The following is a 23,700-nucleotide window of genomic DNA, read 5'->3' on the forward strand; positions in this document are numbered from 1 at the left end:
CGACACCTGCCGGGCCGGTGCCGCTGCGGCGAGAGGGGCGTGCCGGGCGTCGCGGCAGGCGCGACTTCGCGGACACGATCTAGACTGTGACAGCAGCCCCGGCCCCCGGTCGGCGGAGCCGATTCGGGAAGGCGGTGGCGCTCGATGGCGTACGTCGCGGTGAGCGCGCTGAGCCATCCCGGCCTGCTGCGTGAGCGCAACGAGGACTCGCTCGCCGTCGGCCCCTGGACGCTGTGCGCCACGGTCACCGAGAACCCGCAGACCCTGGTCTTCCCGCTCGGCGAGCACCCCCTCACCGTGGCCGTCGCCGACGGACTGGGCGGGCATCCCGGCGGCCACCTGGCCAGCGCGCTCGCCGTCCGCAGCATCGCAGCGCTCGGACCGGCGCTGGGCAGCGAGGACGCCCTGCGCGACGCCCTCCAGGACTGCAACCGCGCCCTGTACGAGGCCGCGGGCGGCGACCAGGACACCGACCTCACCGCGATGGGCACGACCATCGCCGGCCTCGTCGTGCGGCCCGACTCCGTGCTGATCTTCAACGTGGGCGACAGCCGGGTCTTCGCCCACTCCTCCGACGGCCTGCGCCAGGTGAGCGTCGACGACAGTCCGCCCCTGCACCCCGGCCAGCGCACCACGTCCATGGTGACCCAGTGCCTGGGCGGCAGCCCCGGCTACCGTGACGTGGAGCCGCACATCATCGCCGTACCCCGCACGCCCGGCGAGCGCTATCTGCTGTGCAGCGACGGGCTCACCGACCCGGTGGCGCCGGAGGCGCTCGACGCCATCCTGCGCGAGCACGACGACGGCCGGGCCGCGTTCGAGCTGTGGCGGGCCGCGATCGAGGAGGGCGGCCCGGACAACATCACGGTGGCGCTGGTGCGCATCGGGGACGACGACGCGTAGCGCACACCCCGAGACCCGACACGAGTGGGGAAGCGCTCAGACCGCGCCGGGTGCCCCCGCGCCTCCGCCCTGGAGGCGTTCCAGGTCGGACGGGCGGACCTGGATGACGAAGAGGGCGATGACGGCGGCGACAGCGGTGAAGATCGCCGCCATGACGAACGCGCTGGAGACGCCGGCGGTGAGGATCTCGTCCGCCCAGCGCGACGGCAGCTGTCCGGTGTGCTTGAAGCGCAGCCGCTCGGCCGGCGTGGCCTGTGCCAGGAACCGCGGTATCTGCTTGGCGGCCTCGTCACGGCTGGCCGTGCCGAACATCGTGACCAGGATGGACAGTCCGAGCGAGCCGCCGACCTGCTGGGTGGCGTTGAGCAGCCCGGAGGCGGCGCCGGTCTCGCGGACCTCGACGTTGGACAGCGCCATCAGGGTCAGGGACACGAACTCCATGCCCATGCCGAGGCTGAAGACGAGCATCGGCCCGAGGATGCTGCCGGCGTACGTGGAGTGCACGTCCGTCAGCGTCAGCCAGGCCAGCCCTGATGCCGCGAGCAGCGCGCCGACCACCATGAACGGCTTCGGGCCGAACCGGGGCAGGAAGCGCGAGGCCAGCCCCGCGCCGACCGCGATGACCGCGCTGACCGGCAGGAAGGCGAGCCCGGCCCGCAGCGGGCTGAAGTTCAGCACGTTCTGCACGAAGAGCGTGAGGAAGAAGAACATGCCGAAGATCGCCGCGGCGAGGCACAGCATGATGCCGTAGGTACCGGCCCGGTTGCGGTCGGCGAACATGTGCAGCGGCGTGATCGGCTGCCGCGAGCGCCGCTCGACGAGGACGAACACGGCGAGGACGACGACGGCCGCGCCGAACGAGCCCAGCGTCAGCGGGTCCCGCCAGCCTTCCTGCGCCGCTCTGATGAACCCGTACACCAGCAGCACCATGCCGACGGTGGAGGTCAGCGCGCCGGCGATGTCGAAGTGGCCGGGGTGGCGTTCGGACTCCCGGATCCAGCGGGGCGTGGCCAGCGCGATGAGCACGCCGATGGGGACGTTGACGAACAGCACCCACCGCCAGTTCAGCCACTCCACGAGCATGCCGCCGGCGAGCAGCCCGATCGCGCCGCCGCCCGCGGACACCGCGGCGAACACCCCGAAGGCGCGGTTGCGTTCCGGCCCCTCGCGGAAGGTCGTGCTGATCAGGGCGAGGGAGGTCGGGGAGGCGATGGCACCGCCGACCCCTTGCAGAGCGCGAGCGGCGAGGAGCTGGCCGGAGTTGTGCGCGAGGCCGCCGAGGAGCGAGGCGAGCACGAACAGCAGCACGCCGAAGATGAACACCCGCCGTCTGCCGAGGATGTCGCCGGCCCGGCCGCCGAGCAGCAGCAGACCGCCGAAGGTGAGCGTGTAGGCGTTGACCACCCAGGCGAGGCTGGTGGTGGAGAAGTCCAGCGCGCTCTGGATGTGGGGCAACGCGATGTTCACGATGGTGATGTCGAGCACCACCATCAGCTGGCACGAGGCGATGACGAGCAGGGCCATCGCGTTCCCGCCCCCGCCGCGGTCCTGTGCGGCGGCGGGCGGTGCGGAGGTGGGCTGGGGGCTGCTGCTCATGATGTGCACCCTTGGACGCGGGCCCGGGGCGAGAGATCAGTGAACGCTGGCGTCCACTACGCGACTCACCGTTCGACCGTACGCCTGCCCTCTGACACTGACCACTCGATCACCGGGGAACTCTGCTCGCGATGGCCGCTGTCATGCCGGGCCGCGGCCTCCCGGGCCAGCAGGACCTGCAGGCGCTTCAGGCGCTTCAGGCGCTTCAGGAGCCCAGGAAGCTCAGCCGGACCTGCCGGTCGGGGTTGTCCTTGTTGGTGTCGACCAGGCACACCGACTGCCAGGTCCCCAGCTCCAGCCGGCCCTCCAAGACCGGCAGGGTGGCGTGCGGCGGGACGATCGCCGGGAGGACGTGGTCCCGGCCGTGGCCCGGGCTGCCGTGGCGGTGCTGCCAGCGGTCGTCGGCCGGGAGCAGGGTGTGCAGGGCGGCGAGCAGATCGTCGTCACTGCCGGCGCCGGTCTCGATGATGGCGATGCCGGCCGTGGCGTGCGGCACGAAGATGTTGAGCAGGCCGTCGCGGCCGGCCGCAGCCTCGCGCAGGAAGGCCTCGCAGTCGCGGGTGAGGTCGACGACCCGCTCCCGGGTGCCGGAGGCCACATGGAGGACTCGGGTGGTGAAGGCATCTGACATGCCACCATCGTGGCGCATACGGCGGTGCGGGCGCCGCAGGGTCTGCCCGACCGGCGATACGGGAGGTCCACCTGCCGAGACGGCCGTTGACCGGGGTCATGTCATCTGGCTACGTTCTGCGGCATGTTGCGTTCAGCCCTGCTCACCACGCGCGGTCACATCGACCTGCTGCGGGTGGTTTCCGCCGCGTGTCGCCGCGGCTGCTGACGCCTTTCCCCTCCCGGCTTTCGCCCTTTCTCCTCTCCCGTGCCTCCGGCCGGCCGTGACGCGCTGCCCGCACTCCCCGTGAACGCGATGCCGCACGCGTCCGCCCGTCCGCGGGTGCGGTTCCCCACCGCTCGCCCTCCTCCCCGGAGTCCTCATGAGCATCAGCCATGCCCCGCCCGCGCATCAATCCGACATACCGGCTATATCCAAGGATGAGGAGTCCCCGCTCGACCTTCAGCCCCTCGTCCCCGCCTCCGCCCGCCGCGCCCGAGTCCCCCGCTGGCTGCGCCGTACCACCGGCCCCGTCCTGCTCCTGCTGCTGTGGCAACTGCTCAGCGCCACGGGCGTGTTGCCGTCCGACGTGCTCGCCTCGCCGGGCCGGATCGCCGAGGTCGGCCGCGAGCTGGTGGCCGACGGATCGCTGCCCTCCGCCATGGCGACCTCGCTCCGGCGCGTCGCGGCCGGACTGCTGTTCGGCACCGTCGTCGGCACCGGACTCGCCCTGGTGTCGGGGCTGTTCCGGATCGGCGAGGACCTGGTGGACGCGCCGCTGCAGATGCTGCGGACGGTGCCGTTCGTCGGGCTGATCCCGCTGTTCATCATCTGGTTCGGCATCGGCGAAACCCCGAAGACCGCCATCATCACGCTCGGCGTGACGTTCCCGCTCTACCTCAATGTCTACGCCGGTATCCGTGGCGTGGACGCCCAGTTGATCGAGGCGGGCGAGTCGCTGGGGCTGTCCCGCTGGGGACTCGTGCGGCATGTCGTCCTGCCGGGCGCGCTGCCCGGCGCGCTGACGGGGCTGCGCTACTCGCTCGGCATCGCCTGGCTGGCGCTCGTCTTCGCCGAGCAGGTCAACGCCGACTCCGGCATCGGGTTCCTCATGGTGCAGGCGCGGGACTTCCTGCGGACCGACGTGATCGTGGTCTGCCTGATCGTCTACGCCTTCCTCGGCCTGCTCGCCGACTTCATCGTCCGCTCCCTGGAAAGGCTGCTGCTGCAATGGCGACCGACGTTCACCGGCCGGTGAGCCGCTTTGCCGTCCATGTCGAAGGGCTCACCCGCTCCTTCGACGGACGTGCCGTCATCGACGCTCTGGACCTGGACGTGCGGCCGGGCGAGTTCGTCGCCCTGCTCGGCCGCAGCGGCTGCGGCAAGTCCACCCTGCTGCGCGTCCTCGCCGGACTGGACCGCGAGATCGAGGGCACCGTCCTGGTGCCGCGCCGCAAGGCCGTCGCCTTCCAGGCACCGCGGCTGATGCCGTGGAAGAGGGTGTGGCGCAACGTGCTGCTCGGCCTGCCCGGCAAGCCGGAGCGGGCGGTGGCGGAGCAGGCGCTCGACGAGGTCGGCCTCGGTCACCGCTCGCAGGCCTGGCCGAAGACGCTGTCGGGAGGCGAGGCACAGCGCGCCTCGCTCGCCCGCGCGCTGGTCCGCGAGCCCGATCTGCTGCTGCTCGACGAACCCTTCGGGGCCCTCGACGCGCTCACCCGCATCAAGGCCCAGCGTCTGGTGGGCGAGGTGTGGCAGCGGCGTGGCTGCGCCGTCCTGCTGGTCACGCACGACGTTGAGGAGGCCGTCCTGCTCGCCGACCGCGTCCTGGTGATGGACGGCGGTGTCATCGCGCACGAGCAGACCGTCGATCTCGACCGGCCGCGCGACATCGCCGACCCCCGCTTCGCGGAACTCCGGGCCTCCCTGTTGGAACGCCTCGGCGTGGACACCGCCGCCGAAAGCCCTGGCATCGAAAGCCCTGCCGCCGAAAGCCCTGCCGTCAAGGCCTCCGCCGCCTGACTCCACTCCTCCTCCGTCCCCTCTTCCGTCCCCTCCTCCCGCCCGTCCCTCCCCCTCTTCTCTCGCCCCATCCGATGAACGGACACCCCATGCGACGACATCTCGTCCCCGCCGCGCTGCTGCTCCCCCTCGCTCTTCTGCTGTCGGCGTGCGGCGGGAACTCGGCCGCGCAGACCTCGACCGGCACCGACGGCCACGGCTCCCTCACCCTCCAGGTCGGTGACCAGAAGGGCGGTTCGGAGGCCGTGCTGCGGGCCGCCGGAGAACTGAAGGACCTCGACTACACGATCAAGTGGTCCACCTTCACCTCGGGCCCGCCGCTCCTCGAAGCCGTCAACGCCAAGGCCGTGGACATCGGCGGCGTCGGCAACACCCCGCCCGTCTTCGCCGCGGGCGCCGGCTCGAAGATCACGGTCGTGGCCGCCTGGCACGGCACCTCCAAGGGCGACACCATCCTCGTCCCGAACGACTCCAAGCTGACCTCGCCCCGGCAGCTCAAGGGCCGGTCCGTGGCCGTCGCCCAGGGCTCCTCCGCCCACTACCAGCTCGTCGCCTCGCTGAAGAAGGCCGGCCTCACCCTGGGCGACGTCAAGGTCAAGTACCTCCAGCCGGCCGACGCGCTGGCCGCGTTCACCAGCGGCAAGGTGGAGGCGTGGGCGGTCTGGGACCCGTACACCTCGCAGGTGCTCCAGGCGAAGCGGGGCCGTGTGCTGACCACGGGTGACGGCGTCACCAACGGGCTCACGTTCCAGGTCGCGGCGCCGAGCGCGCTGAAGGACGGGCGGAAGGCCGCGGCGATCAAGGACTACCTGGAGCGGCTGCGGCGCGCCCAGGAGTGGGTGTACGCGCACCCGGAGAAGTGGGCCGAGGTCTGGGCCAAGGACACCGGGCTGCCGTACGAGGTGGCGCTCGCCTCCGTCCGGCGGACCAACGCCACCCGGGTCCCCGTCGCCGTCGACGACGCGCTGATCGCCTCCGAGCAGCAGATCGTCGACACCTTCGCCGGCCTGAAGCTGATCCCGCGGAAGGTCGACTTCGGGTCCTTCGTCGACACCCGCTTCAACGGCGGCCTGCCCCCGTCCACCTCCGCGCCCCGGCCCTCGAAGGAGTCCTGAGATGACCGTCCGCCTGCACTGGTTCCTGCCGACGGGCGGGGACGGCCGTACCCTCGTCGACCGGCACGCGTACGGCCCCGGCGACCGTCGCACCGTCGGCGGGGTCCGCGCGCCCGACCTCGCCTACCTGGCCCAGATCGCCAAGGCCGCCGAGCATCTGGGCTTCGAGGCCGTGCTCACGCCGACCGGCACCTGGTGCGAGGACGCCTGGCTGACGACGGTGGCGCTCGCGCAGCACACCGAGCGGCTGAAGTTCCTCGTCGCGTTCCGGCCGGGGCTGCTCTCGCCGACCCTGGCCGCGCAGATGGCGGCCACCTACCAGCGGGTCACCCGGGGGCGGCTGCTGCTCAACGTCGTCACCGGCGGCGACTCCGCCGAGCAGCGGCGTTTCGGCGACCGGCTCGACCACGACCAGCGGTACGCCCGTACCGACGAGTTCCTGTCGGTCGTCCGCGGGGTCTGGCGGGGCACGCCGTACGACTTCGACGGCGCCCACTACCAGGTCGAGGGCGGGCTGACCGCCCTGCCGCCGGATCCGCTGCCGCCGCTGTTCTTCGGCGGTTCGTCGGCCGCCGCCGGGCCGGTCGCGGCGCGGCACGCGGACGTCTATCTGACCTGGGGCGAGCCTCCCGCCCAGGTGCGGGAGAAGATCGACTGGATCCGCGGGCTGGCCGAGCGCGAGGGGCGGACCGTCCGCTTCGGGATCCGGCTGCACACCATCTCCCGCGACTCGTCCGCCGAGGCCTGGGCGGTCGCTCACCGGCTGCTCGACGACCTGGACGCGGACACCGTCGCGGCGGCGCAGGCGGCGCTGGGGCGCAGCGAGTCGGTGGGGCAGCAGCGGATGCTGGCCCTGCACGGCGGCTCGCGGGCCGACCTGGAGATCCATCCGAACCTGTGGGCGGGCGTCGGGCTGGTCCGCGGGGGCGCGGGTACGGCGCTGGTGGGAAGCCATGCGGAGGTCGCGGACCGGATCGAGGAGTACCACGCGCTGGGCGTGGAGCACTTCGTCCTGTCCGGCTATCCGCACCTTGAGGAGGCCTACTGGTTCGGGGAGGGGGTGATCCCGGAGCTGGCGGCACGCGGGCTGCTCGCACCGGCCGCCGCTGCGCCCGGGGCCGGGGCGGCGGTCGGGACACCACCCGCGGCCCCGCTGCTGGTGGCGGGCGGCGGGCGCTGATCTCGCCCGCCTCGGAGGGGGGCGGTACGGCGGGAAGATCCATCGCCCCCACGCCGTTAGTAGAAACGTGAACAACACCGAGGCAGTCGTCATAGGCGCCGGCCAGGCCGGCCTGTCCAGCGCCTATCACCTGCGGCGCAGCGGGTTCGAGCCGGGCAGCGGCTTCGTCGTCCTCGACCACTCCCCCGGGCCGGGCGGCGCCTGGCAGTTCCGGTGGCCGTCGCTGACGTACGGCAAGGTCCACGGGATGCACGCGCTGCCGGGCATGGAACTCACCGACGCCGACCCCTCGCGCCCGTCGTCGGAGGTGATCAGCGCGTACTTCGACCGGTACGAGCGGACCTTCGACCTGCGGGTACGACGGCCGGTGGACGTGCGGGCGGTGCGCGAGGGGCCGGACGCCCGGCTGCTCGTGGAGACCTCGGACGGCGTGTGGTCGACGCGCGCGCTGATCAACGCCACCGGCACCTGGGACCGGCCCTTCTGGCCGCGCTACCCGGGTCAGGAGACCTTCCAAGGGCGGCAGCTGCACACCGCGCAGTACCCCGGGCCCGAGGCGTTCGCCGGGCAGCGGGTGGTCGTCGTGGGCGGCGGCGCGTCCGGCACCCAGCATCTGCTGGAGATCGCCCCGTACGCGGCCGCCACCACCTGGGTCACCCGGCGCCCGCCCGTCTTCCGCGAGGGCCCGTTCGACGAGGACGCGGGACGGTCGGCGGTGGCACTCGTGGAGGAACGGGTCCGGCAGGGGCTGCCGCCGCGCAGTGTCGTGTCGGTGACCGGGCTGCCGCTCAACGACGCGATCCGCCGGGGCCTCCAGGACGGCGTCTTGGACCGGCAGCCCATGTTCGACCGGATCACGCCGGACGGCGTCGCCTGGGACGACGGACGGCACGTCGAGGCGGACGTCATCCTGTGGGCGACCGGGTTCCGGGCCGCCCTGGACCACCTCGCGCCGCTGCGCCTGCGCGAGCCGGGCGGCGGCATCCGCGTCGAGGGCACGCGCGCGGTGGCCGACCCGCGCGTCCACCTCGTCGGTTACGGCCCCTCCGCCAGCACCGTCGGCGCCAACCGGGCCGGCCGCGCGGCCGTACGGGACATCCGGCGGCTGCTGGCCGGCGAACTGACGGAACCGGTCGCCGCCTGACGCCCGCCTGCGGACATCCGCCCGTCAGCCGGCCGTCTGCCTGCCGCCGGGCCGGGACTGCTGGGCCCTGTTGAACTCGGCGACATTGCGCTGATGTTCGGCGTAGTCGGCGGTGAAGCGGGTGTCGCCGGGTTTGACGGTGACGAAGTACAGCCAGTCGCCCGGCGTCGGATTGATCGCGGCGCGCATCGCGTCCTCGCCCGGATTGCCGATCGGCGTGGGCGGAAGGCCCATCCGCTGGTAGGAGTTGTAGGGACTCTGGATCCGGGTGTCGCTCTCCGTCGTCCGCAGTGTGGAACGGTTCAGGGCGTAGTTGAGGGTGGAGTCCATCTGCAGCGGCATGCCGCGCTCCAGCCGGTTGAAGACGACCCGGGCCACCTTGCCCATGTCGGCCTTGGTCGCGGCCTCGGCCTGGACGATGCTGGCAATGGTGACGGCCTGGTAGACGTTCATGGCGTTGCGCTGCGCCCCGGCCGCGATGGGAGCGCCGTTGAACTTCTTGTTCGCCGTGTCGACCATGGCCGACAGCAGCTGCTCCGGTGTCGACTTGTCGGTGAGCGGATATGTCGCCGGGAAGAGGTACCCCTCCGGGTTGCCCTCGGCGTCGTTCGGCAGCTTCAGCCTGGCCTTGGCCAGTGACTTCCTGGCCGTCCCCGCGGGCAGCTCCAGGGCCTTGTCCACGGCCGCGTACACCTGGCCGGACCGCCAGCCCTCGGGGATCACCAGAGAGGCGGGCTTGGTGCTCTCACCGCTGTCCAGGGTCAGCAGCGGCACCGCCACGGCGGTGCCGGCCACGACCGCTCCGGTCGCGATGAGGACGATACGGCCCCGGCGCGTCAGTCGAATCGTGCTCCGTGGCGGAGTGTTCGTGTGCATGCGGGCACGGTAACGCCCCTTTCTCACATAACGTCACAAACCCGGCATGACTCGGCATATGTTCATCTTGTCGGCTCCAGCCGGGCATCCCTGCGGACCAGAGCCGCGTACCGTCCGTCGAGCTCCAGCAGTTCCTCGTGCGTGCCACGCTCGGCCACCCGCCCCTGGTCCAGGACCACGATCTGGTCGGCACCGCGGACGGTGGACAGCCGGTGGGCGATGGTGAGCGTCGTCCGGTTGGCCGACAGGGCGTCGATGGCCTGCTGCACGGCGGCCTCGGTCCGCGTGTCCAGGGCGCTGGTCGCCTCGTCGAGGATGAGCACGGGCGGGTCCCGCAGGATGGTGCGGGCGATGGCCAGGCGCTGCTTCTCGCCCCCGGAGAAGCGGTGGCCGCGCTCGCCGACGACGGTGTCGTACCCGTCGGGCAGGGCGGCGATGTGGTCGTGGATCTGCGCCGCCCGCGCGGCGGCGTGCAGTTCCTCGTCGGTGGCGTCGGGCTTGGCGAAGCGGAGGTTGTCGGCGACCGAGGCGTGGAAGAGGTACGTCTCCTGCGAGACGACGCCCACCGCGCGGGCCAGCGTGTCGAAGTCCAGGTCGCGCACGTCGACGCCGTCCAGGGTGACCCGGCCGCCCGTCACGTCGTACAGCCGCGGCACCAGGTAGCCGAGCGTGGACTTGCCCGCGCCGGTCGGGCCGACGACCGCGAGGCTGTTGCCGGCGGGGACGGTGATGTCCACGCCGTCGAGGATGGGGCGCCCCCGGTCCGCCTTGCCCTCGGCGCCCTCGCCGGCCTCGGTACCCTCGCCGCCGTCGGCCGCCGCGTCGTAGTGGAAGGTGACGTCCTCGAAGCGGACCTCGCCCTTGATCTGGTCCAGGTGGACCGGGTTCTCCCGCTCGGTGATGTCGATCGGCAGGTCGAGATACTCGAAGATGCGCTGGAACAGCGCGAGCGAGGTCTGGATCTGCACGCCCGTCGACAGCAGGCTGACGGTCGGGCGGAACAGTCCCTGCTGGAGGGAGACGAAGGCGACGATCGTGCCGATGGAGACGTCCGGGCCGCCGAGCTGGAGGGCCATGCCGGCCGTCCAGTAGATGACGGCGGGCATCGCGGCCATGACGATCGTGATGACGGCCATGCGCCAGCGGCCCGCCATGTTGGCGCGGACCTCCAGGTCGACCAGGCGCTCGGACTCGTCGGCGAAGGACCGGGTGAGCGAGTCGGAGCGGCCCATCGTGCGGCCCAGCAGGATGCCGCTGACCGACAGCGACTCGGTGACCGTGGCGGCCATGGCGGCCATCTGCTTCTGGCGCTGGGTGGTGATCTTCTTGCGTTCGTTGCCCACCCGGCGGCTGATCCAGACGAAGACCGGCAGCAGGAGCAACGAGACGACGGTCAGCCGCCAGTCCAGGGCGATCATGGCGACGACGGTGGCGACGACGCTGGTGAAGTTGGAGACCAGCGAGGTGGCGGTGGAGGTGACGGTGGCCTGCATGCCGCCGATGTCGTTGGCGATGCGGGACTGCACCTCGCCGGTACGCGTGCGCGTGAAGAACGCGAGCGACATGCGCTGGAGGCGGCCGTAGACCGCGGTGCGCAGGTCGTGCATGACGCGCTGGCCGACGGTGGTGGAGATCAGCGTCTGCAGCACGCCGAAGACGCTGGTGAGGACGGCGCTGAGGATCATGCCGAGGGCGAGCAGGCCGAGCAGCCCGGTCCGGCCCTCGGGGATGGCGACGTCCAGGGTCTCCTTCAGCAGGAACGGCGTGGCGACGGAGACCAGCGACGAGGCGCCGACGAGGAGACCGACGACGGCCAGCCGGCCGCGGTAGGGACGGAAGAGGGCGACGATCCGGCGGACCTGCCGGGGCTGGTCCGCCGCGTCGGCGGGCGGGGTCCAGGAGGCTTCACGATCGGGATGCATGGGCTCCTACGGGAGGTGAGAGACGGGAACCGGCGGGGCGCGGGGCGCCACCGGCGTACGGACCATAGCTCATTGTTACCTATACTCACAATGAACGGCGTCCTGATATTGTTCCCGCATGAACACCCCCGATCCCGACGGCCTGCTCGCCGAGCAGCTCCTGCGCTTCACCCGCCGGGTCCACCGCATCCAGAAGCGCCATCTGCTCCAGCGCGACCTGGGCGTCACCCCGGCGCAGTCCCGGCTGCTGCGCACCCTCGCGCACTACAGCGCGCCGCCGCGGATGGCCGACCTGGCCGAGCGGCTGGAGGTCGTGCCGAGGGCGGTGACCACGCTGGTGGACGGGCTGGAGGCGAGCGGAAAGGTGCGGCGGGCGCCCGACCCGACCAACCGCCGGGTGATCCGGATCGAGCTCACCGACGACGGCCGCAGCACCCTGCGGGAACTGCGGGACGCCCGCCGCTCGGCCGCCGAGGAGATCCTCGCCCCCCTGACCGAGGAGCAGCGGAAGGTCTTCGGCGGCCTGCTGGACACGCTGATCGACGGGACTCCGGTGGCGGAACAGCGCTGCTGAATCCTTCCGGCGCCGGTTCCGCTCAGGAATGAGGACGGCGGTCCCGGCTCCGCTCAGCAGCCGCTGCGGTCCTCGGTCAGCACCCCCTGCACCGTGGTGAGCGCACGGTCGTAGCAGCCGCGGGAGCCGTACAGCCGGTAGCGCTCGTGCGTCGTGCCGACCGCGTGACGCTGGTCCCGCGGCACGTTCACGGTGTATGCGGCGTCCCCCGTGTAGGTGTCGTCCAGCCGGGACCATCCCGTACGGCGGCCGCCGCGTGTCTCGGTGACGGCGGCCCGGTCGCCCAGGGTCAGGACGGTGCGCAGCCGGTCGTCCGCGCCGAGGGTCGTCGTGCCGTTCATGGTGTACGTGCGGTGGGTGCGGGTGGTCCGGGCCGGTCCGGCACCGTCGACGGTGACCGACTCGTCGTCCGTCCACACCGCGTCCAGCCCGTCGACGCTCTCGCCATCGGTCCAGCGGTGCGTGGAGGTGTGGGCCAGGCTGCGGGTCACGGTGGTGGTGACCCGGCCGTGCGAGGTGTCGACGTACCCGGCGACGGTGAGCCGGTGAGCGCCCTCGGTGCGCAGCCGGTGCTCGGAACCGGGCGTGTAGACCGGGGAGTTGACCGGAGCGCCGGCCTGGTGGACGGTGAGCCCGCCGCCGACGTGGGCCTTCTGCGCGTCCTGCCAGACCAGCACGTTGACCGGGGTGCTCCATCCGGTCTGCCCGGCGGGCACACCTACGACCGCCACCTCGACACGGTGCGGGCGGCCGTCGTTCAGGATGCCGGCGAAGGGCGTCAGGTCGTAGGTGATCGGTTGGATGTCGAAGGCGCGCGGCCCCGGAACGACGTACCAGAGGAAGGGGTTGGACCAGCCTCCCGTCCACACGGTCGGGAACGGCGCGGCGATTCCGGCCAGTTGTCCGTCCACGCTGATCTGCACTTCGCGGTAGGGGCCACCGCTCGCCTTGCAGGAGTACGGCGCCGCGTCGGGAACGGTCAGATACCAGTACTCCTCGCAGCCGCCGCCCGATCCGGTGGCGTACACCTCGGCGACGATCCGCTCGCTGTTGCGGGGCGTGGTGAGCGTGGCGTCGGTGCCGGTGCCGACGGTCAGGACACGGTCGGGGGTGGCCGCCGGTGCTCCCGTGTAGAAGGTGAGGGTGACCTTGACGTCGATGACGCCCGTGTAGGTGTCGTCGACGACCTTGCCGATGAGCATCTCGACGTCCTGGCGCCGACGGAAGGTGTCGCTGTAGCGCGTGACGTCCTTCTCGACGGACCAGGCGATGCCGTCGGGCGAGGGCTCGGGGGTCGAGGTGCGCAGGATCTCGACGCCACCGACGTGCACGTATCCCAGGCGGTCGAACTGACGTCCCTTGACCTTGCCGTCGAGCCGCAGCACGACCTTGCTCCAGCGGTCTCCGCAGCCCTCGGGCGGGGCGTACGCCCCGCGGTACGGCGTGAAGTCGCGGAACTGCGCCTCGGCCAGGGTGACCTGGCAGGATCTGCTGTGCGGCCGGGTGACGGGCGGCGCGGCGGTGAGCGGGTCGTGCCAGTCACTGCCGAACTCGGCGGGCACGTCGGCGGATTCGGCCGCCGCCGGGGTCGCCGTGCCGAAGAGGGCGCCCGCCAGGAGGGTCGCTCCGGCGAGCATGGACATGATGATCCGACTTCTCATGGCCGGTGTTCTACGGGGAGTCGGCCCCGCCCGCAATGAGGCCTCCGGCCGGCCGCCCCCGACCGGCCGTCCACCTCCGCCCGGTCTACGCCTGGAGGTCGGCCTTGTCCCCCATCACCACGACCGGGTGCTCGCCCGGGTCGAGGGTGCGCAGCAAATACTCCATGGCCGGCTTGGAGACGCTGACACAGGCCGAGGTGCCGCTGCCGTGGTCCATGTGGATCCAGATGCTGCCGCCTTTGGTCTGTCCCTGCGGGCGGGTCGGGTCGTTGGGCGGGGTGCCCTTGACGCGGTTGTAGTCGATGGCGATGACGTAGTCGAAGTCGTGCCAGTGCGTGTGCGCCCAGGACCGCGGGGCGGCGAAGGACCCCGACTCGGTGTACGGCAGTTTCGCCCCTGGGTCCTTGAGCACCCCGCCCGCGTCGCTCAGCGTGAACACGCCCACGGGGCTGCGGTTGTCGCCCTCGTGGTGGTCGAGCGCCCAGCCCTTCTTGCCGTTGTGGGCCGGCCAACTGCGCGTGCGCTCCCAGGCGGAGCCGTGCTTGGTGTAGAGCACCAGCGTGGCGTCCGCGGAGTCCCTGCCCTCGCCGTAGACCGCCACGACCTGGCCGGAGTCGGCGGGGATGCGCCCCTGGAGGCGGTCGCCGACACCGGGGATCCGGGTCGGGTCCTCGCTCGCGTCGGCCCTGGGCCGCGGAGCCGGAGCGCCCGAGGCCGCTCCTCCGTCGCCGCCCTGGCCCTTCGTGTCCCCACCACTGCACGCCGCCAGGGCGCCCATGAGCAACCCGCAGGCCGCCGCAGCGCCCATCGCGCGCCGTACACCGCCGTTTCGCATCGGTCCATGATGGCACCGGCGCGCAACCGCGACGGGGGCGGGGGCGGGGTCGGGTGCCGGGGCGTGCGCGGGGCCGACCGGGGGCGGGGCCGGCCGGGCGGTGCTCGCGGTGTGCGTCCGCGTGGAAAACCGTTTGATTTCGACCACGCACCGGCGTCAACCTTTCACGGTTTGTTGTCGCTTGCGGCCTCGTGCCGCCGCTGTCTGCTGCCCACCGCACCTCCCGACCGAACCCCCGACACGAGTCACTGGGACGTCATGCAGATCCAAGACCTTCCGTATCCCGACCCGGGTGTGCCCGACGCGCGCTCGGGGCCCCGATTCCTGTGGTGGCTCGGCCGGAACCAGCTGGGTGGCCAGCTCAAGGCGCTGGCCTGGGGACTGCTGCACTTCGTGGCGGTCGCCGCGCTGCCCTTCTGCGTCGGCTACGCCGTCCAGGCCGTCGTCGACCGCTCCGGCCAGCGGCTCGCCGTCGCCGGCGGACTGCTCGCCCTGTGCGGAACGGCGACCGCCCTCGGCGACACCTTCCTGCACCGGACCGCGGTCACCAACTGGATCACGGCGGCCGCCCGGGTCCAGCAACTCCTCGCCCGCAAGGCGGCCCGGCTGGGCTCCGCGCTGACCCGGCGGGTCGCGGCGGGCGAGGTGGTCGCCGTCTCCACCGGCGACGTCGAGAAGATCGGCTGGTTCGTCGAGGCGATCTCCCGGTTCACCGCCGCCGCGCTGACCGTCGTCGTGGTCTGCGTCGGCCTCGTCGTCTACCAGCCGGCGCTCGGCGTGGTCGTCGCCGTCGGCCTGCCCGTGGTGGCGCTCGCGGCGCTGCCGTTGCTGCCGCGCGCCACCCGACGCGCCGACGTACAACGCGAGAAGGCCGGCCGGGCCACCGAACTGGCCTCCGACACCGTGGCCGGACTGCGGGTGCTGCGCGGCATCGGCGGCGAGGAACTCTTCCTCGACCGGTACCGCCACGCCTCCCAGGAGGTCCGCCGGGCCGCCGTTCGCAGTGCCGGAATGTGGGCGCTGATCGCCGCGCTCCAGGTCCTGCTGCCGGGGCTGCTGCTCATCGCCGTGGTCTGGTACGGCGTCCATCTGGCCCGCGAGGGCCGGATCACCGTCGGCGAACTCGTCACCGTGTACAGCTCCGTCATGGTGCTGAACTACCCCCTGTGGCACTTCCAGGAGATCGCCATGGCGTACTCCTTCTCCCGCCCGTCGGCCAAGCGGGCCGCACGGGTGCTGTCGCTGGAACGGGCGACCGACCCGGCCGGGACGCCGGGCGAGGGCGCGGAGATCGGCGCGGTGCCGTCCGGTGACCTGTACGACCCGGCCACCGGTCTGCTCGTGCCCGAGGGGTTGCTCACCGCGGTGGTGTGCGGTGACCCCGACGCGGCGGGGCGGCTCGCGGAACGGCTCGGCGGCCACGCCTCGGAAGGCGGCCCGTCGGTACTGCTCGGCGGTGTCGCCCTCGACGAACTCCCACTGGACGCCGCCCGGACGGCCGTCCTGGTGCAGGACAAGGACCCGGTGCTGCTGTCCGGTTCGCTGCGTGACCTGCTGGACGTGCCCGCCTCGGGTGCCGTCGACGCGGCCGAGGCCCTGGCCGCGGCCCAGTGCGACGACGTCCTGGAGACGCTCGTACAGGGCTCACTCGGTTCGGCGGACCCGCTGGACGCCCACATCACCGAGCGCGGGCGCTCCCTCTCCGGCGGCCAGCGCCAGCGCCTCGCGCTCGCCCGGTCGCTGCTGACCGACCCTGAGGTGCTCGTCCTCGACGAACCGACCTCGGCGGTCGACTCGCACACCGAGGCCCGCATCGCCGAGGGCCTGCGCCGGCTGCGGCACGGGCGGACCACCGTCGTGTTCACCTCCTCGCCGCTGCTGCTGGACCGCGCCGACCGCGTGGTCCTCGTCCACGAGGGCGAGGTCGCGGCGGTCGGCGTCCACCGGGAACTGCTCGACACCGAACCCCGGTACCGGGCGGTGGTGACCCGGGAGACGGACGCGGAACAGGCGCGGGACGAGCTCGTCGGCCTCAAGGAGATCGGCGAACTGGCAGAGGAACTGGAAGAGATCGAGGAGACCGCATGATCGGCGTGGCGCCACCGGCGTACGACCCGGCCGCCCCGACGGCGGCGAGCACGCTGCCCGTCGGCGCCCCGGCCACCGTACGCGCCTACGTGACCGAACTGCTCCGCCGGCACCGCCGTGCCTTCCTGCTGCTCCTGGCCGTCAACACGGTCGCCGTGGTCGCCTCGATGGTCGGCCCGTGGCTGCTGGGCGACCTCGTCGAGCGGGTGTCGGACAACGCCCGCGAGCTGCCGCTGGCCCGCACCGCCGCGCTGTTCGTCCTGGCCCTGGTCGTCCAGGCCGTCTTCGTGCGGCAGGTGCGGCTGCGCGGCGCGATGCTCGGCGAGCGGATGCTGGCCGACCTGCGGGAGGACTTCCTCGTCCGGTCGGTCGGGCTGCCGCCGGGCGTCCTGGAACGGGCGGGCACGGGCGACCTGCTCTCGCGCATCACCACGGACATCGACCGGCTGGCCAACGCGATGCGCGAGGCCGTGCCGCAGCTGACGATCGGCGTGCTGTGGACGCTGCTGCTGCTCGGCGGACTCGTCGTCACCGCGCCGCCGCTTGCCCCGGCCGTACTGCTGGCGCTGCCCGTGCTGGTGATCGGCTACCGCTGGTACTTCCGCCGGGCGCCCTCCGCCTACCGCTCGGAGGCCGCGGGGTACGCCGCGGTCGCCGCCGCCCTCGCCGAGACTGTGGACGCCGGGCGCACCGTCGAGGCGCACCGCCTGGGCGACCGCCGTATCGAGCTGTCCGAGCGCCGGATCCGGCAGTGGACCGCGTGGGAGAGGTACACCCTCTGGCTGCGCTCGGTGCTCTTCCCGGTGATCAACGCCGTGCACGTGATCGTGCTCGGCTCGGTGCTGATGATCGGCGGGGTGTTCGTACTGCATGGCTGGATCGGCGTCGGCCAGCTGACGACGGCGGCGCTGATCGCCCAGATGCTGGTCGACCCGGTCAACCTCATCCTGCGCTGGTACGACGAGCTGCAGGTCGCGCAGGTGTCGCTGGCCCGTCTGGTCGGGGTCCGCGACATCGAGCCGGACACCGGGGACGCCTCGCTGGCCCCGGCCGGGCGGGAGGTGCTGGCCGACCAGGTGCACTTCGGCTACCGCGAGGGCGTGGACGTCCTGCGCCAGGTCTCCCTGAAGGTCGCGCCCGGCACCCGGCTCGCCCTGGTCGGCCCGTCCGGTGCCGGCAAGTCCACGCTGGGCCGGCTGCTCGCCGGCATCTACGGGCCGCGCACCGGCCGGGTCACCCTCGGCGGCGCCGAGCTGTCCCGGATGCCCGCCGAGCAGGTGCGCTCCCATGTGGCCCTGGTCAACCAGGAGCACCACGTCTTCGTGGGCTCCCTGCGCGACAACCTGCTGCTGGCCCGCACCGACGCGGCGGACGCCGAGCTGTGGGCGGCCCTGGGCGCGGTCGACGCCGACGGCTGGGCGCGTGCGCTGGACGGCGGCCTGGACACCGAGGTCGGCTCCGGCGGCCTCGCGCTGACCCCGGCGCAGGCCCAGCAGATCGCTCTCGCGCGGCTGGTGCTCGCCGACCCGCACACGCTGGTGCTGGACGAGGCGACCTCGCTGCTCGACCCCCGCGCGGCACGCCACCTTGAGCGGTCCCTCTCCCGCGTCCTGGACGGCCGCACGGTCGTCGCCATCGCCCACCGGCTGCACACCGCCCATGACGCCGATGTCATCGCCGTCGTGGAGAACGGCCGGATCAGCGAGCTGGGCAGCCACGACGACCTGGTCGCCGCCGACGGCGCGTATGCGGCGCTGTGGCGCTCCTGGCACGGGTGAGCGCAGGGGCCGGCGCACGGGTGAGTGCACGGGTGGGCCGTGCTCGCCGGCCGGAGCGGCCCGGTGGCCCGGCGGGGCTCCGCGCCCCCGGCCGGTCCCCGTGCCGTTGCGCGGTCCCGAACCGGGGTGGAAGTCTGGGGGAAGGCACCGGCTCGGGGAGCACCCGTGCACCGCGCGGTTCGGTGACAGGTGACGCCTGTGCCTCGTGCAGCGGCGGCCCGCCGCCGTCCGCGGTGACAACGGGCCCGTCCCCACCCCCTGGAGGTACCCGTGAACAACGCCGACGGATCCGGATGGGGAGACGACGTCTACCAGCCCGACGCATCCGAGCAGAGGGAGGACACCGGGGTGCTCGACGCGGAGGACACCCTGGAGTACGACGGCGTCGACGATCCCCTGGACCGCGGCTGGTCCCCGCCCGAGCGCGCCCTGGCCGTGGAGCACATCGGTGTGACGGCCGCGGAGCGGCTGCGGGGCGAGACGCTGGACCAGCGCCTGGCCGAGGAGACCCCCGACTCCCTCGGACCCGACGGCGACGGCATCGGCGACGCCCAGGACACCGACGGCGAGCCGCTGGACAACGAGGTCGGCGCCCTGCGCTCCGGCCGGCTGGTCGCCCCCGACGAGGGCGCGCACGAGGACGAGGAGGCCGCCCTGGTCGCCCGGGACGTGGGCATCGACGGCGCCGCCGCCTCCGCCGAGGAGGCCGCGATGCACATCGTCGACGAGGACGCCCTCTCCGGCTGACGCCGGACCCGTCGCCCGCCTGTCCCCCGCCCCGCGCAAGGAGCCCTCATGCAGCAGGACAAGCACCCCGACTACCACCCGGTCGTCTTCCGCGACCGCGCCGCCGGCTACGCCTTCCTCACCCGCTCCACCGCCGACAGCAGCGAGACCATCGAGTGGGACGACGGCGAGACCTACCCGGTCGTCGACGTGGAGATCTCCTCCGAGAGCCACCCCTTCTACACCGGCAAGGCGCGCACCGTGGACACCGAGGGCCGCATCGCCCGGTTCGAGCGGCGCTACGGCGGGGAGCAGGGACAGGGCGGCGCTGCTCAGATGTAGCCGAGCGCCGCCGCTCCGCCGAACCCGCCGAGCAGCATGAACGCCGGCATGAGCACCTTCAGCTCGACCCAGCTGCCGGCCCGGAACCGCATCGCCTTCGGCGGGCCCAGCGGGTACCAGCGCTTGCGGCCCAGCGGGATCGGCCACAGGATCGGGCAGCCGGAGACGGTCAGCGCGTCCCCGATGTCGTGCACCAGCGCCCCCAGCACGATCGGCAGGCCCAGCCACAGGTACTCCTGGCCGGGGTCGGTGAACAGCCAGTCCGCGCCGTTGCCCGGCTTGTCCAGCACCCCCGCGAGGATCCAGGCACTCGTCGCGGCCAGCAGCCACACCAGGACATCGCTGCTGGAGCCGCGAGCCGCACGCCACAGCAGGCCTTCGATCGCCAGCACCATGTGCACGAACAGGATCGCCAGCACGGCCCAGCGGCCCCCGGTGATCGCCAGCGCCGAGGTGCCCGCCCCGATCAGCACCGCCCACAGCCAGGTGTGGGTCAGCGTGCGGTGCCCGCCGGAGCGGCGTGCGTCGCCCTGCTTCCGCGTCGCCTTGTAGACCGCGTACGACAGCTTGTCGACGATCTCGCACAGCCACCGTGACAGGGGGCCGAAGGCCCGGGAGATGGTGGCCGCCTTGTGGTCGAGATCGGGGGCGAGCGCGGCGCCGGCGCAGATCAGCGCGCCCGTCAGCAGCACCGGCCAGGGCATCGGGTGACCGGCCGCGGCGGCCGCGGCGCCGACGCCCAGCCAGGCCGCGGCCCCCGACAGTGAGTGTGCTGGTCCCATCATGGCCGTCGCCCGCCCTGTTCCTCGTGTGCCGCTGTCCAGTTGACGTGGTGCGTTGACGCTCCGTCGGCGACACAGCGTAGCGGCCATGATCTTCGCCCGGGCATCCGATTCCCGCATCGGGCCGGCGGGCAGGCAAGATGGGGTCGTGACCCTCATCGATCAGCTGCCGCCGACCGCCGACCCCGACGCCCTCTACGAAGCCTTCGAGTCCTGGGCCCAGGAGCGCGGTCTCACGCTCTACCCCCACCAGGAGGAGGCGCTGATCGAGGTGGTCTCCGGTGCGAACGTGATCGTCTCCACCCCGACGGGCTCCGGCAAGAGCATGATCGCGGCCGGTGCGCACTTCGCGGCGCTGGCCCGGGACGAGGTCACCTTCTACACGGCGCCGATCAAGGCGCTGGTGTCGGAGAAGTTCTTCGAGCTGTGCAAGCTGTTCGGCACGGAGAACGTGGGCATGCTGACGGGCGACGCCTCCGTCAACGCCGACGCCCCGGTCATCTGCTGCACCGCCGAGGTGCTCGCGTCGATCGCGCTGCGGGACGGCAAGCACGCGGACATCGGCCAGGTCGTCATGGACGAGTTCCACTTCTACGCGGAGCCGGACCGCGGCTGGGCCTGGCAGATCCCGCTGCTGGAGCTGCCGCAGGCGCAGTTCGTGCTGATGTCGGCCACGCTCGGCGACGTGTCCTTCTTCGAGAAGGACCTCACCCGCCGCACGGGGCGGCCGACCGCGGTGGTCCGCTCGGCGACCCGTCCCGTCCCGCTGTCCTACGCGTACCGGTACACGCCGCTCACCGAGACCCTCACCGACCTGCTGGAGACCAAGCAGGCCCCGGTGTACATCGTGCACTTCACCCAGGCGCAGGCCGTCGAGCGGGCGCAGGCGCTGATGAGCATCAACATGTGCTCGAAGGAGGAGAAGGAGCGGATCGCCGAGCTGATCGGCAACTTCCGCTTCACCACCAAGTTCGGCCGCAACCTCTCCCGTTACGTCCGCCACGGAATCGGCGTGCACCACGCCGGCATGCTGCCCAAGTACCGGCGGCTGGTGGAGAAGCTGGCGCAGGCCGGTCTGCTGAAGGTCATCTGCGGCACCGACACGCTCGGCGTCGGCGTCAACGTCCCCATCCGCACCGTGCTGTTCACCGCGCTGACCAAGTACGACGGGAACCGGGTGCGCACCCTGCGGGCGCGGGAGTTCCACCAGATCGCGGGCCGCGCGGGCCGGGCCGGGTTCGACACGGCGGGCTACGTCGTCGCGCAGGCGCCGGAACACGTCATCGAGAACGAGAAGGCGCTCGCCAAGGCGGGCGACGACCCGAAGAAGCGCCGCAAGGTGGTCCGCAAGAAGGCGCCGGAAGGCTTCGTGGGCTGGACGGAGAACACCTTCGAGAAGCTGATCGAGTCGGAGCCTGAGCCGCTGACCTCCCGCTTCCGCGTCACGCACACCATGCTGCTGTCGGTCATCGCCCGGCCCGGCAACGCCTTCAAGGCGATGCGCCACCTGCTGGAGGACAACCATGAGCCGCGCAAGCAGCAGCTGCGGCACATCCGCCGGGCCATCGCGATCTACCGCTCGCTGCTGGACGGCGGCATCGTCGAGAAGCTCGACAAGCCGGACGCCGAGGGCCGCATCGTCCGCCTCACCGTCGACCTCCAGCAGGACTTCGCCCTGAACCAGCCGCTGTCCACGTTCGCGCTGGCCGCCTTCGAACTGCTCGACCCGGAGTCGCCCTCCTACGCCCTGGACATGGTGTCCGTGGTCGAGTCCACGCTCGACGACCCGCGCCAGATCCTCGCCGCCCAGCAGAACAAGGCGCGCGGTGAGGCCGTGGCCGCGATGAAGGCCGACGGCGTCGAGTACGAGGAGCGCATGGAGCGCCTCCAGGACATCACCTACCCGAAGCCGCTGGAGGAGCTGCTCTTCCACGCCTACAACACGTACCGCAAGAGCCACCCCTGGGTCGGCGACCATCCGCTCTCCCCGAAGTCCGTGATCCGCGACATGTACGAGCGGGCCATGTCCTTCACCGAGCTGGTCTCCTACTACGAGCTGGCCCGCACCGAGGGCATCGTGCTGCGCTACCTCGCCAGCGCCTACAAGGCCCTGGACCACAACATCCCGGACGACCTGAAGTCCGAGGACCTGCAGGACCTGATCGAGTGGCTCGGCGAGATGGTCCGCCAGGTCGACTCCAGCCTGCTGGACGAGTGGGAGCAGCTGGCCAACCCGGAGGAGATGACCGCCGAGGAGGCCCAGGAAAAGGCCGACGAGGTCAAGCCGGTCACCACCAACGCGCGCGCCTTCCGTGTCCTTGTGCGCAACGCGATGTTCCGGCGGGTCGAATTGGCCGCCCTCGACCAGGTGGAGGAGCTGGGCGCGATGGACGCCGAGTCCGGCTGGGACGCGGAGGCCTGGGGCGAGGCCATGGACAAGTACTGGGACGAGTACGACGACCTCGGCACCGGTCCGAACGCCCGTGGCCCCAAGCTGCTGGTCATCGAGGAGGAGCCGCAGAACCGGCTGTGGCGGGTCCGGCAGATCTTCGACGACCCGAACGGCGACCACGACTGGGGCGTCAGCGCGGAGATCGACCTGGACGCCTCGGACGCGGAGGGCCGTGCGGTCGTCCGGGTCACCTCCGTCGGCCAGCTGTGAGCACAGGAGAGACGCACCCATGACGAATCCGGCCGAGAGCCTTGTCGCCCTGCTGGACCTGGAGCAGATCGAAGTCAACATCTTCCGGGGCCGCAGTCCCGAGGAGTCCCTGCAACGGGTCTTCGGCGGCCAGGTCGCGGGCCAGGCGCTGGTCGCCGCGGGACGCACCACGGACGGCGACCGGCCGGTGCACTCGCTGCACGCGTACTTCCTGCGGCCGGGCCGGCCGGGAGTGCCGATCGTGTACCAGGTGGAGCGCGTGCGGGACGGGCGGTCGTTCACCACGCGCCGGGTCACCGCCGTGCAGCAGGGCCGCACGATCTTCAATCTCACCGCCTCCTTTCACAAGCCTGAGGAAGGGCCGTTCGAGCACCAGCTGCCGCCGGCCCGCAAGGTCCCCGACCCGGAGTCCCTGCCGACGGTCACACAGGAGATCCGGGAACACCTGGGCGCGCTGCCCAAGCAGTTGGAGCGGATGGCGCGCCGTCAGCCCTTCGACATCCGCTACGTGGACCGGCTGCGCTGGACCGACGAGGACGTCAAGGACGCCGAGCCGCGCAGCGCGGTGTGGATGCGCGCCGTCGGGCCGCTCGGTGACGACCCGATGGTGCACACCTGCGCGTTGACCTACGCCAGTGACATGACCCTGCTGGACGCGGTGCGTCTGCCGGTGGAACCGCTGTGGGGTCCGCGGAACTTCGACATGGCGTCGCTGGACCATGCCATGTGGTTCCACCGTCCGTTCCGTGCCGACGAGTGGTTCCTGTACGACCAGGAGTCGCCGATCGCCACCGGCGGGCGGGGCTTGGCCCGCGGGCGGATCTACGACCTTCAGGGGCGGATGCTGGTGTCCGTCGTCCAGGAGGGCCTGTTCCGGGCTCTGTAGG

At 72.1% G+C, this 23,700-nt stretch carries 20 protein-coding genes; 13 read left to right on the forward strand and 7 right to left on the reverse strand.

Annotated elements, in window-relative coordinates:
- Nucleotides 1–144: 144 nt before the first annotated feature.
- Nucleotides 145–903, forward strand: coding sequence for a PP2C family protein-serine/threonine phosphatase (locus IE308_RS13540; protein WP_110626620.1), 759 nt, complete (start codon nucleotides 145–147; stop codon nucleotides 901–903).
- 36 nt (nucleotides 904–939) lie between these two features.
- Here IE308_RS13540 and IE308_RS13545 read toward each other — a convergent pair whose 3' ends face one another.
- Complete coding sequence (locus IE308_RS13545; protein WP_190218081.1) at nucleotides 940–2,499, reverse strand: MFS transporter; 1,560 nt, start codon at nucleotides 2,497–2,499, stop codon at nucleotides 940–942.
- 205 nt (nucleotides 2,500–2,704) lie between these two features.
- Nucleotides 2,705–3,130, reverse strand: a complete 426-nt coding sequence (locus IE308_RS13550; RefSeq protein WP_110626622.1) for a secondary thiamine-phosphate synthase enzyme YjbQ — start codon at nucleotides 3,128–3,130, stop codon at nucleotides 2,705–2,707.
- A gap of 361 nt (nucleotides 3,131–3,491) precedes the next feature.
- Here IE308_RS13550 and IE308_RS13555 point away from each other — a divergent pair, with 361 nt between their 5' ends.
- From IE308_RS13555 to IE308_RS13575, 5 genes are all read left to right on the forward strand, one after another.
- On the forward strand, nucleotides 3,492–4,367 hold the full coding sequence (locus IE308_RS13555) for an ABC transporter permease (protein WP_190218082.1): 876 nt from the start codon (nucleotides 3,492–3,494) through the stop codon (nucleotides 4,365–4,367).
- Nucleotides 4,340–5,128 (forward strand): ABC transporter ATP-binding protein, encoded by a 789-nt coding sequence (locus IE308_RS13560; protein ID WP_190218083.1) that lies wholly within the window; start codon nucleotides 4,340–4,342, stop codon nucleotides 5,126–5,128. The genes IE308_RS13555 and IE308_RS13560 overlap by 28 nt, the downstream gene beginning before the upstream one ends.
- Nucleotides 5,129–5,217: 89 nt before the next feature.
- Nucleotides 5,218–6,243 carry an ABC transporter substrate-binding protein gene (locus IE308_RS13565; RefSeq protein ID WP_190218084.1) on the forward strand — a complete coding sequence of 342 codons (1,026 nt, stop codon included), beginning with the start codon at nucleotides 5,218–5,220 and terminating at the stop codon, nucleotides 6,241–6,243.
- 1 nt (nucleotide 6,244) lies between these two features.
- Nucleotides 6,245–7,423 (forward strand): LLM class flavin-dependent oxidoreductase, encoded by a 1,179-nt coding sequence (locus IE308_RS13570; protein ID WP_190218085.1) that lies wholly within the window; start codon nucleotides 6,245–6,247, stop codon nucleotides 7,421–7,423.
- A gap of 67 nt (nucleotides 7,424–7,490) precedes the next feature.
- Nucleotides 7,491–8,567 (forward strand): NAD(P)-binding domain-containing protein, encoded by a 1,077-nt coding sequence (locus IE308_RS13575; protein WP_190218086.1) that lies wholly within the window; start codon nucleotides 7,491–7,493, stop codon nucleotides 8,565–8,567.
- Nucleotides 8,568–8,591: 24 nt separating this feature from the next.
- Here IE308_RS13575 and mltG read toward each other — a convergent pair whose 3' ends face one another.
- Entirely contained in the window at nucleotides 8,592–9,443 is an 852-nt protein-coding gene (gene mltG / locus IE308_RS13580) for an endolytic transglycosylase MltG (protein WP_110626628.1), read from the reverse strand.
- A gap of 62 nt (nucleotides 9,444–9,505) precedes the next feature.
- On the reverse strand, nucleotides 9,506–11,365 hold the full coding sequence (locus IE308_RS13585) for an ABC transporter ATP-binding protein (protein WP_190218087.1): 1,860 nt from the start codon (nucleotides 11,363–11,365) through the stop codon (nucleotides 9,506–9,508).
- A 118-nt stretch (nucleotides 11,366–11,483) separates the two neighbouring features.
- On the opposite strand from IE308_RS13585, the gene IE308_RS13590 reads away from it, so the two are divergent.
- On the forward strand, nucleotides 11,484–11,939 hold the full coding sequence (locus IE308_RS13590) for a MarR family winged helix-turn-helix transcriptional regulator (RefSeq protein WP_190218088.1): 456 nt from the start codon (nucleotides 11,484–11,486) through the stop codon (nucleotides 11,937–11,939).
- Between the two features lie 53 nt (nucleotides 11,940–11,992).
- Here the strand turns inward: IE308_RS13590 and IE308_RS13595 are convergent, their stop codons facing one another.
- On the reverse strand, nucleotides 11,993–13,600 hold the full coding sequence (locus IE308_RS13595) for a peptide-N4-asparagine amidase (protein ID WP_308440102.1): 1,608 nt from the start codon (nucleotides 13,598–13,600) through the stop codon (nucleotides 11,993–11,995).
- Between the two features lie 85 nt (nucleotides 13,601–13,685).
- Complete coding sequence (locus tag IE308_RS13600; RefSeq protein WP_190218089.1) at nucleotides 13,686–14,435, reverse strand: L,D-transpeptidase family protein; 750 nt, start codon at nucleotides 14,433–14,435, stop codon at nucleotides 13,686–13,688.
- Nucleotides 14,436–14,693: 258 nt separating this feature from the next.
- Between IE308_RS13600 and IE308_RS13605 the strand changes: the two genes are divergently transcribed.
- The 4 genes from IE308_RS13605 to IE308_RS13620 all read left to right on the forward strand — a co-directional run bounded on the left by IE308_RS13605 (nucleotide 14,694) and on the right by IE308_RS13620 (nucleotide 19,369).
- Entirely contained in the window at nucleotides 14,694–16,523 is a 1,830-nt protein-coding gene (locus tag IE308_RS13605; protein ID WP_190218090.1) for an ABC transporter transmembrane domain-containing protein, read from the forward strand.
- Complete coding sequence (locus IE308_RS13610) at nucleotides 16,520–18,301, forward strand: ABC transporter ATP-binding protein (RefSeq protein WP_190218091.1); 1,782 nt, start codon at nucleotides 16,520–16,522, stop codon at nucleotides 18,299–18,301. Before IE308_RS13605 ends, IE308_RS13610 begins: the two co-directional genes overlap by 4 nt.
- A gap of 270 nt (nucleotides 18,302–18,571) precedes the next feature.
- Nucleotides 18,572–19,048: a DUF5709 domain-containing protein gene (locus IE308_RS13615; protein ID WP_110626635.1), complete on the forward strand. Its 477-nt coding sequence runs from the start codon at nucleotides 18,572–18,574 to the stop codon at nucleotides 19,046–19,048.
- 48 nt (nucleotides 19,049–19,096) lie between these two features.
- Nucleotides 19,097–19,369 carry a type B 50S ribosomal protein L31 gene (locus IE308_RS13620; protein WP_110626636.1) on the forward strand — a complete coding sequence of 91 codons (273 nt, stop codon included), beginning with the start codon at nucleotides 19,097–19,099 and terminating at the stop codon, nucleotides 19,367–19,369.
- On the opposite strand, the gene IE308_RS13625 is transcribed toward IE308_RS13620, so the two are convergent.
- The gene (locus IE308_RS13625; protein WP_110626637.1) at nucleotides 19,360–20,154 is read right to left on the reverse strand and encodes a metal-dependent hydrolase; all 795 of its coding nucleotides are present in this window, start codon (nucleotides 20,152–20,154) and stop codon (nucleotides 19,360–19,362) included. The two genes, IE308_RS13620 and IE308_RS13625, sit on opposite strands and share 10 nt — an antisense overlap.
- Nucleotides 20,155–20,299: 145 nt before the next feature.
- Between IE308_RS13625 and IE308_RS13630 the strand changes: the two genes are divergently transcribed.
- Together IE308_RS13630 and IE308_RS13635 are read left to right on the forward strand one after the other, a co-directional pair.
- Entirely contained in the window at nucleotides 20,300–22,813 is a 2,514-nt protein-coding gene (locus tag IE308_RS13630) for a DEAD/DEAH box helicase (protein ID WP_190218092.1), read from the forward strand.
- A 19-nt stretch (nucleotides 22,814–22,832) separates the two neighbouring features.
- Complete coding sequence (locus tag IE308_RS13635; protein ID WP_190218093.1) at nucleotides 22,833–23,699, forward strand: acyl-CoA thioesterase; 867 nt, start codon at nucleotides 22,833–22,835, stop codon at nucleotides 23,697–23,699.
- Nucleotide 23,700: the final 1 nt, after the last annotated feature.

Origin of the sequence: Streptomyces griseosporeus (assembly GCF_014656055.1) — a bacterium.
Taxonomy (GTDB): Bacteria; Actinomycetota; Actinomycetes; order Streptomycetales; family Streptomycetaceae; genus Streptomyces; species Streptomyces griseosporeus.

What these genes read in the sequence shown, in the direction of transcription:
- IE308_RS13540 (WP_110626620.1), top strand. Translation starts at nt 145, where the DNA reads ATGGCGTACGTCGCGGTGAGCGCGCTGAGCCATCCCGGCCTGCTGCGT.
- IE308_RS13545 (WP_190218081.1), bottom strand. Translation starts at nt 2,499, where the DNA reads ATGAGCAGCAGCCCCCAGCCCACCTCCGCACCGCCCGCCGCCGCACAG.
- IE308_RS13550 (WP_110626622.1), bottom strand. Translation starts at nt 3,130, where the DNA reads ATGTCAGATGCCTTCACCACCCGAGTCCTCCATGTGGCCTCCGGCACC.
- IE308_RS13555 (WP_190218082.1), top strand. Translation starts at nt 3,492, where the DNA reads ATGAGCATCAGCCATGCCCCGCCCGCGCATCAATCCGACATACCGGCT.
- IE308_RS13560 (WP_190218083.1), top strand. Translation starts at nt 4,340, where the DNA reads ATGGCGACCGACGTTCACCGGCCGGTGAGCCGCTTTGCCGTCCATGTC.
- IE308_RS13565 (WP_190218084.1), top strand. Translation starts at nt 5,218, where the DNA reads ATGCGACGACATCTCGTCCCCGCCGCGCTGCTGCTCCCCCTCGCTCTT.
- IE308_RS13570 (WP_190218085.1), top strand. Translation starts at nt 6,245, where the DNA reads ATGACCGTCCGCCTGCACTGGTTCCTGCCGACGGGCGGGGACGGCCGT.
- mltG (WP_110626628.1), bottom strand. Translation starts at nt 9,443, where the DNA reads ATGCACACGAACACTCCGCCACGGAGCACGATTCGACTGACGCGCCGG.
- IE308_RS13585 (WP_190218087.1), bottom strand. Translation starts at nt 11,365, where the DNA reads ATGCATCCCGATCGTGAAGCCTCCTGGACCCCGCCCGCCGACGCGGCG.
- IE308_RS13590 (WP_190218088.1), top strand. Translation starts at nt 11,484, where the DNA reads ATGAACACCCCCGATCCCGACGGCCTGCTCGCCGAGCAGCTCCTGCGC.
- IE308_RS13595 (WP_308440102.1), bottom strand. Translation starts at nt 13,600, where the DNA reads ATGAGAAGTCGGATCATCATGTCCATGCTCGCCGGAGCGACCCTCCTG.
- IE308_RS13600 (WP_190218089.1), bottom strand. Translation starts at nt 14,435, where the DNA reads ATGCGAAACGGCGGTGTACGGCGCGCGATGGGCGCTGCGGCGGCCTGC.
- IE308_RS13605 (WP_190218090.1), top strand. Translation starts at nt 14,694, where the DNA reads ATGCAGATCCAAGACCTTCCGTATCCCGACCCGGGTGTGCCCGACGCG.
- IE308_RS13610 (WP_190218091.1), top strand. Translation starts at nt 16,520, where the DNA reads ATGATCGGCGTGGCGCCACCGGCGTACGACCCGGCCGCCCCGACGGCG.
- IE308_RS13620 (WP_110626636.1), top strand. Translation starts at nt 19,097, where the DNA reads ATGCAGCAGGACAAGCACCCCGACTACCACCCGGTCGTCTTCCGCGAC.
- IE308_RS13625 (WP_110626637.1), bottom strand. Translation starts at nt 20,154, where the DNA reads ATGATGGGACCAGCACACTCACTGTCGGGGGCCGCGGCCTGGCTGGGC.
- IE308_RS13635 (WP_190218093.1), top strand. Translation starts at nt 22,833, where the DNA reads ATGACGAATCCGGCCGAGAGCCTTGTCGCCCTGCTGGACCTGGAGCAG.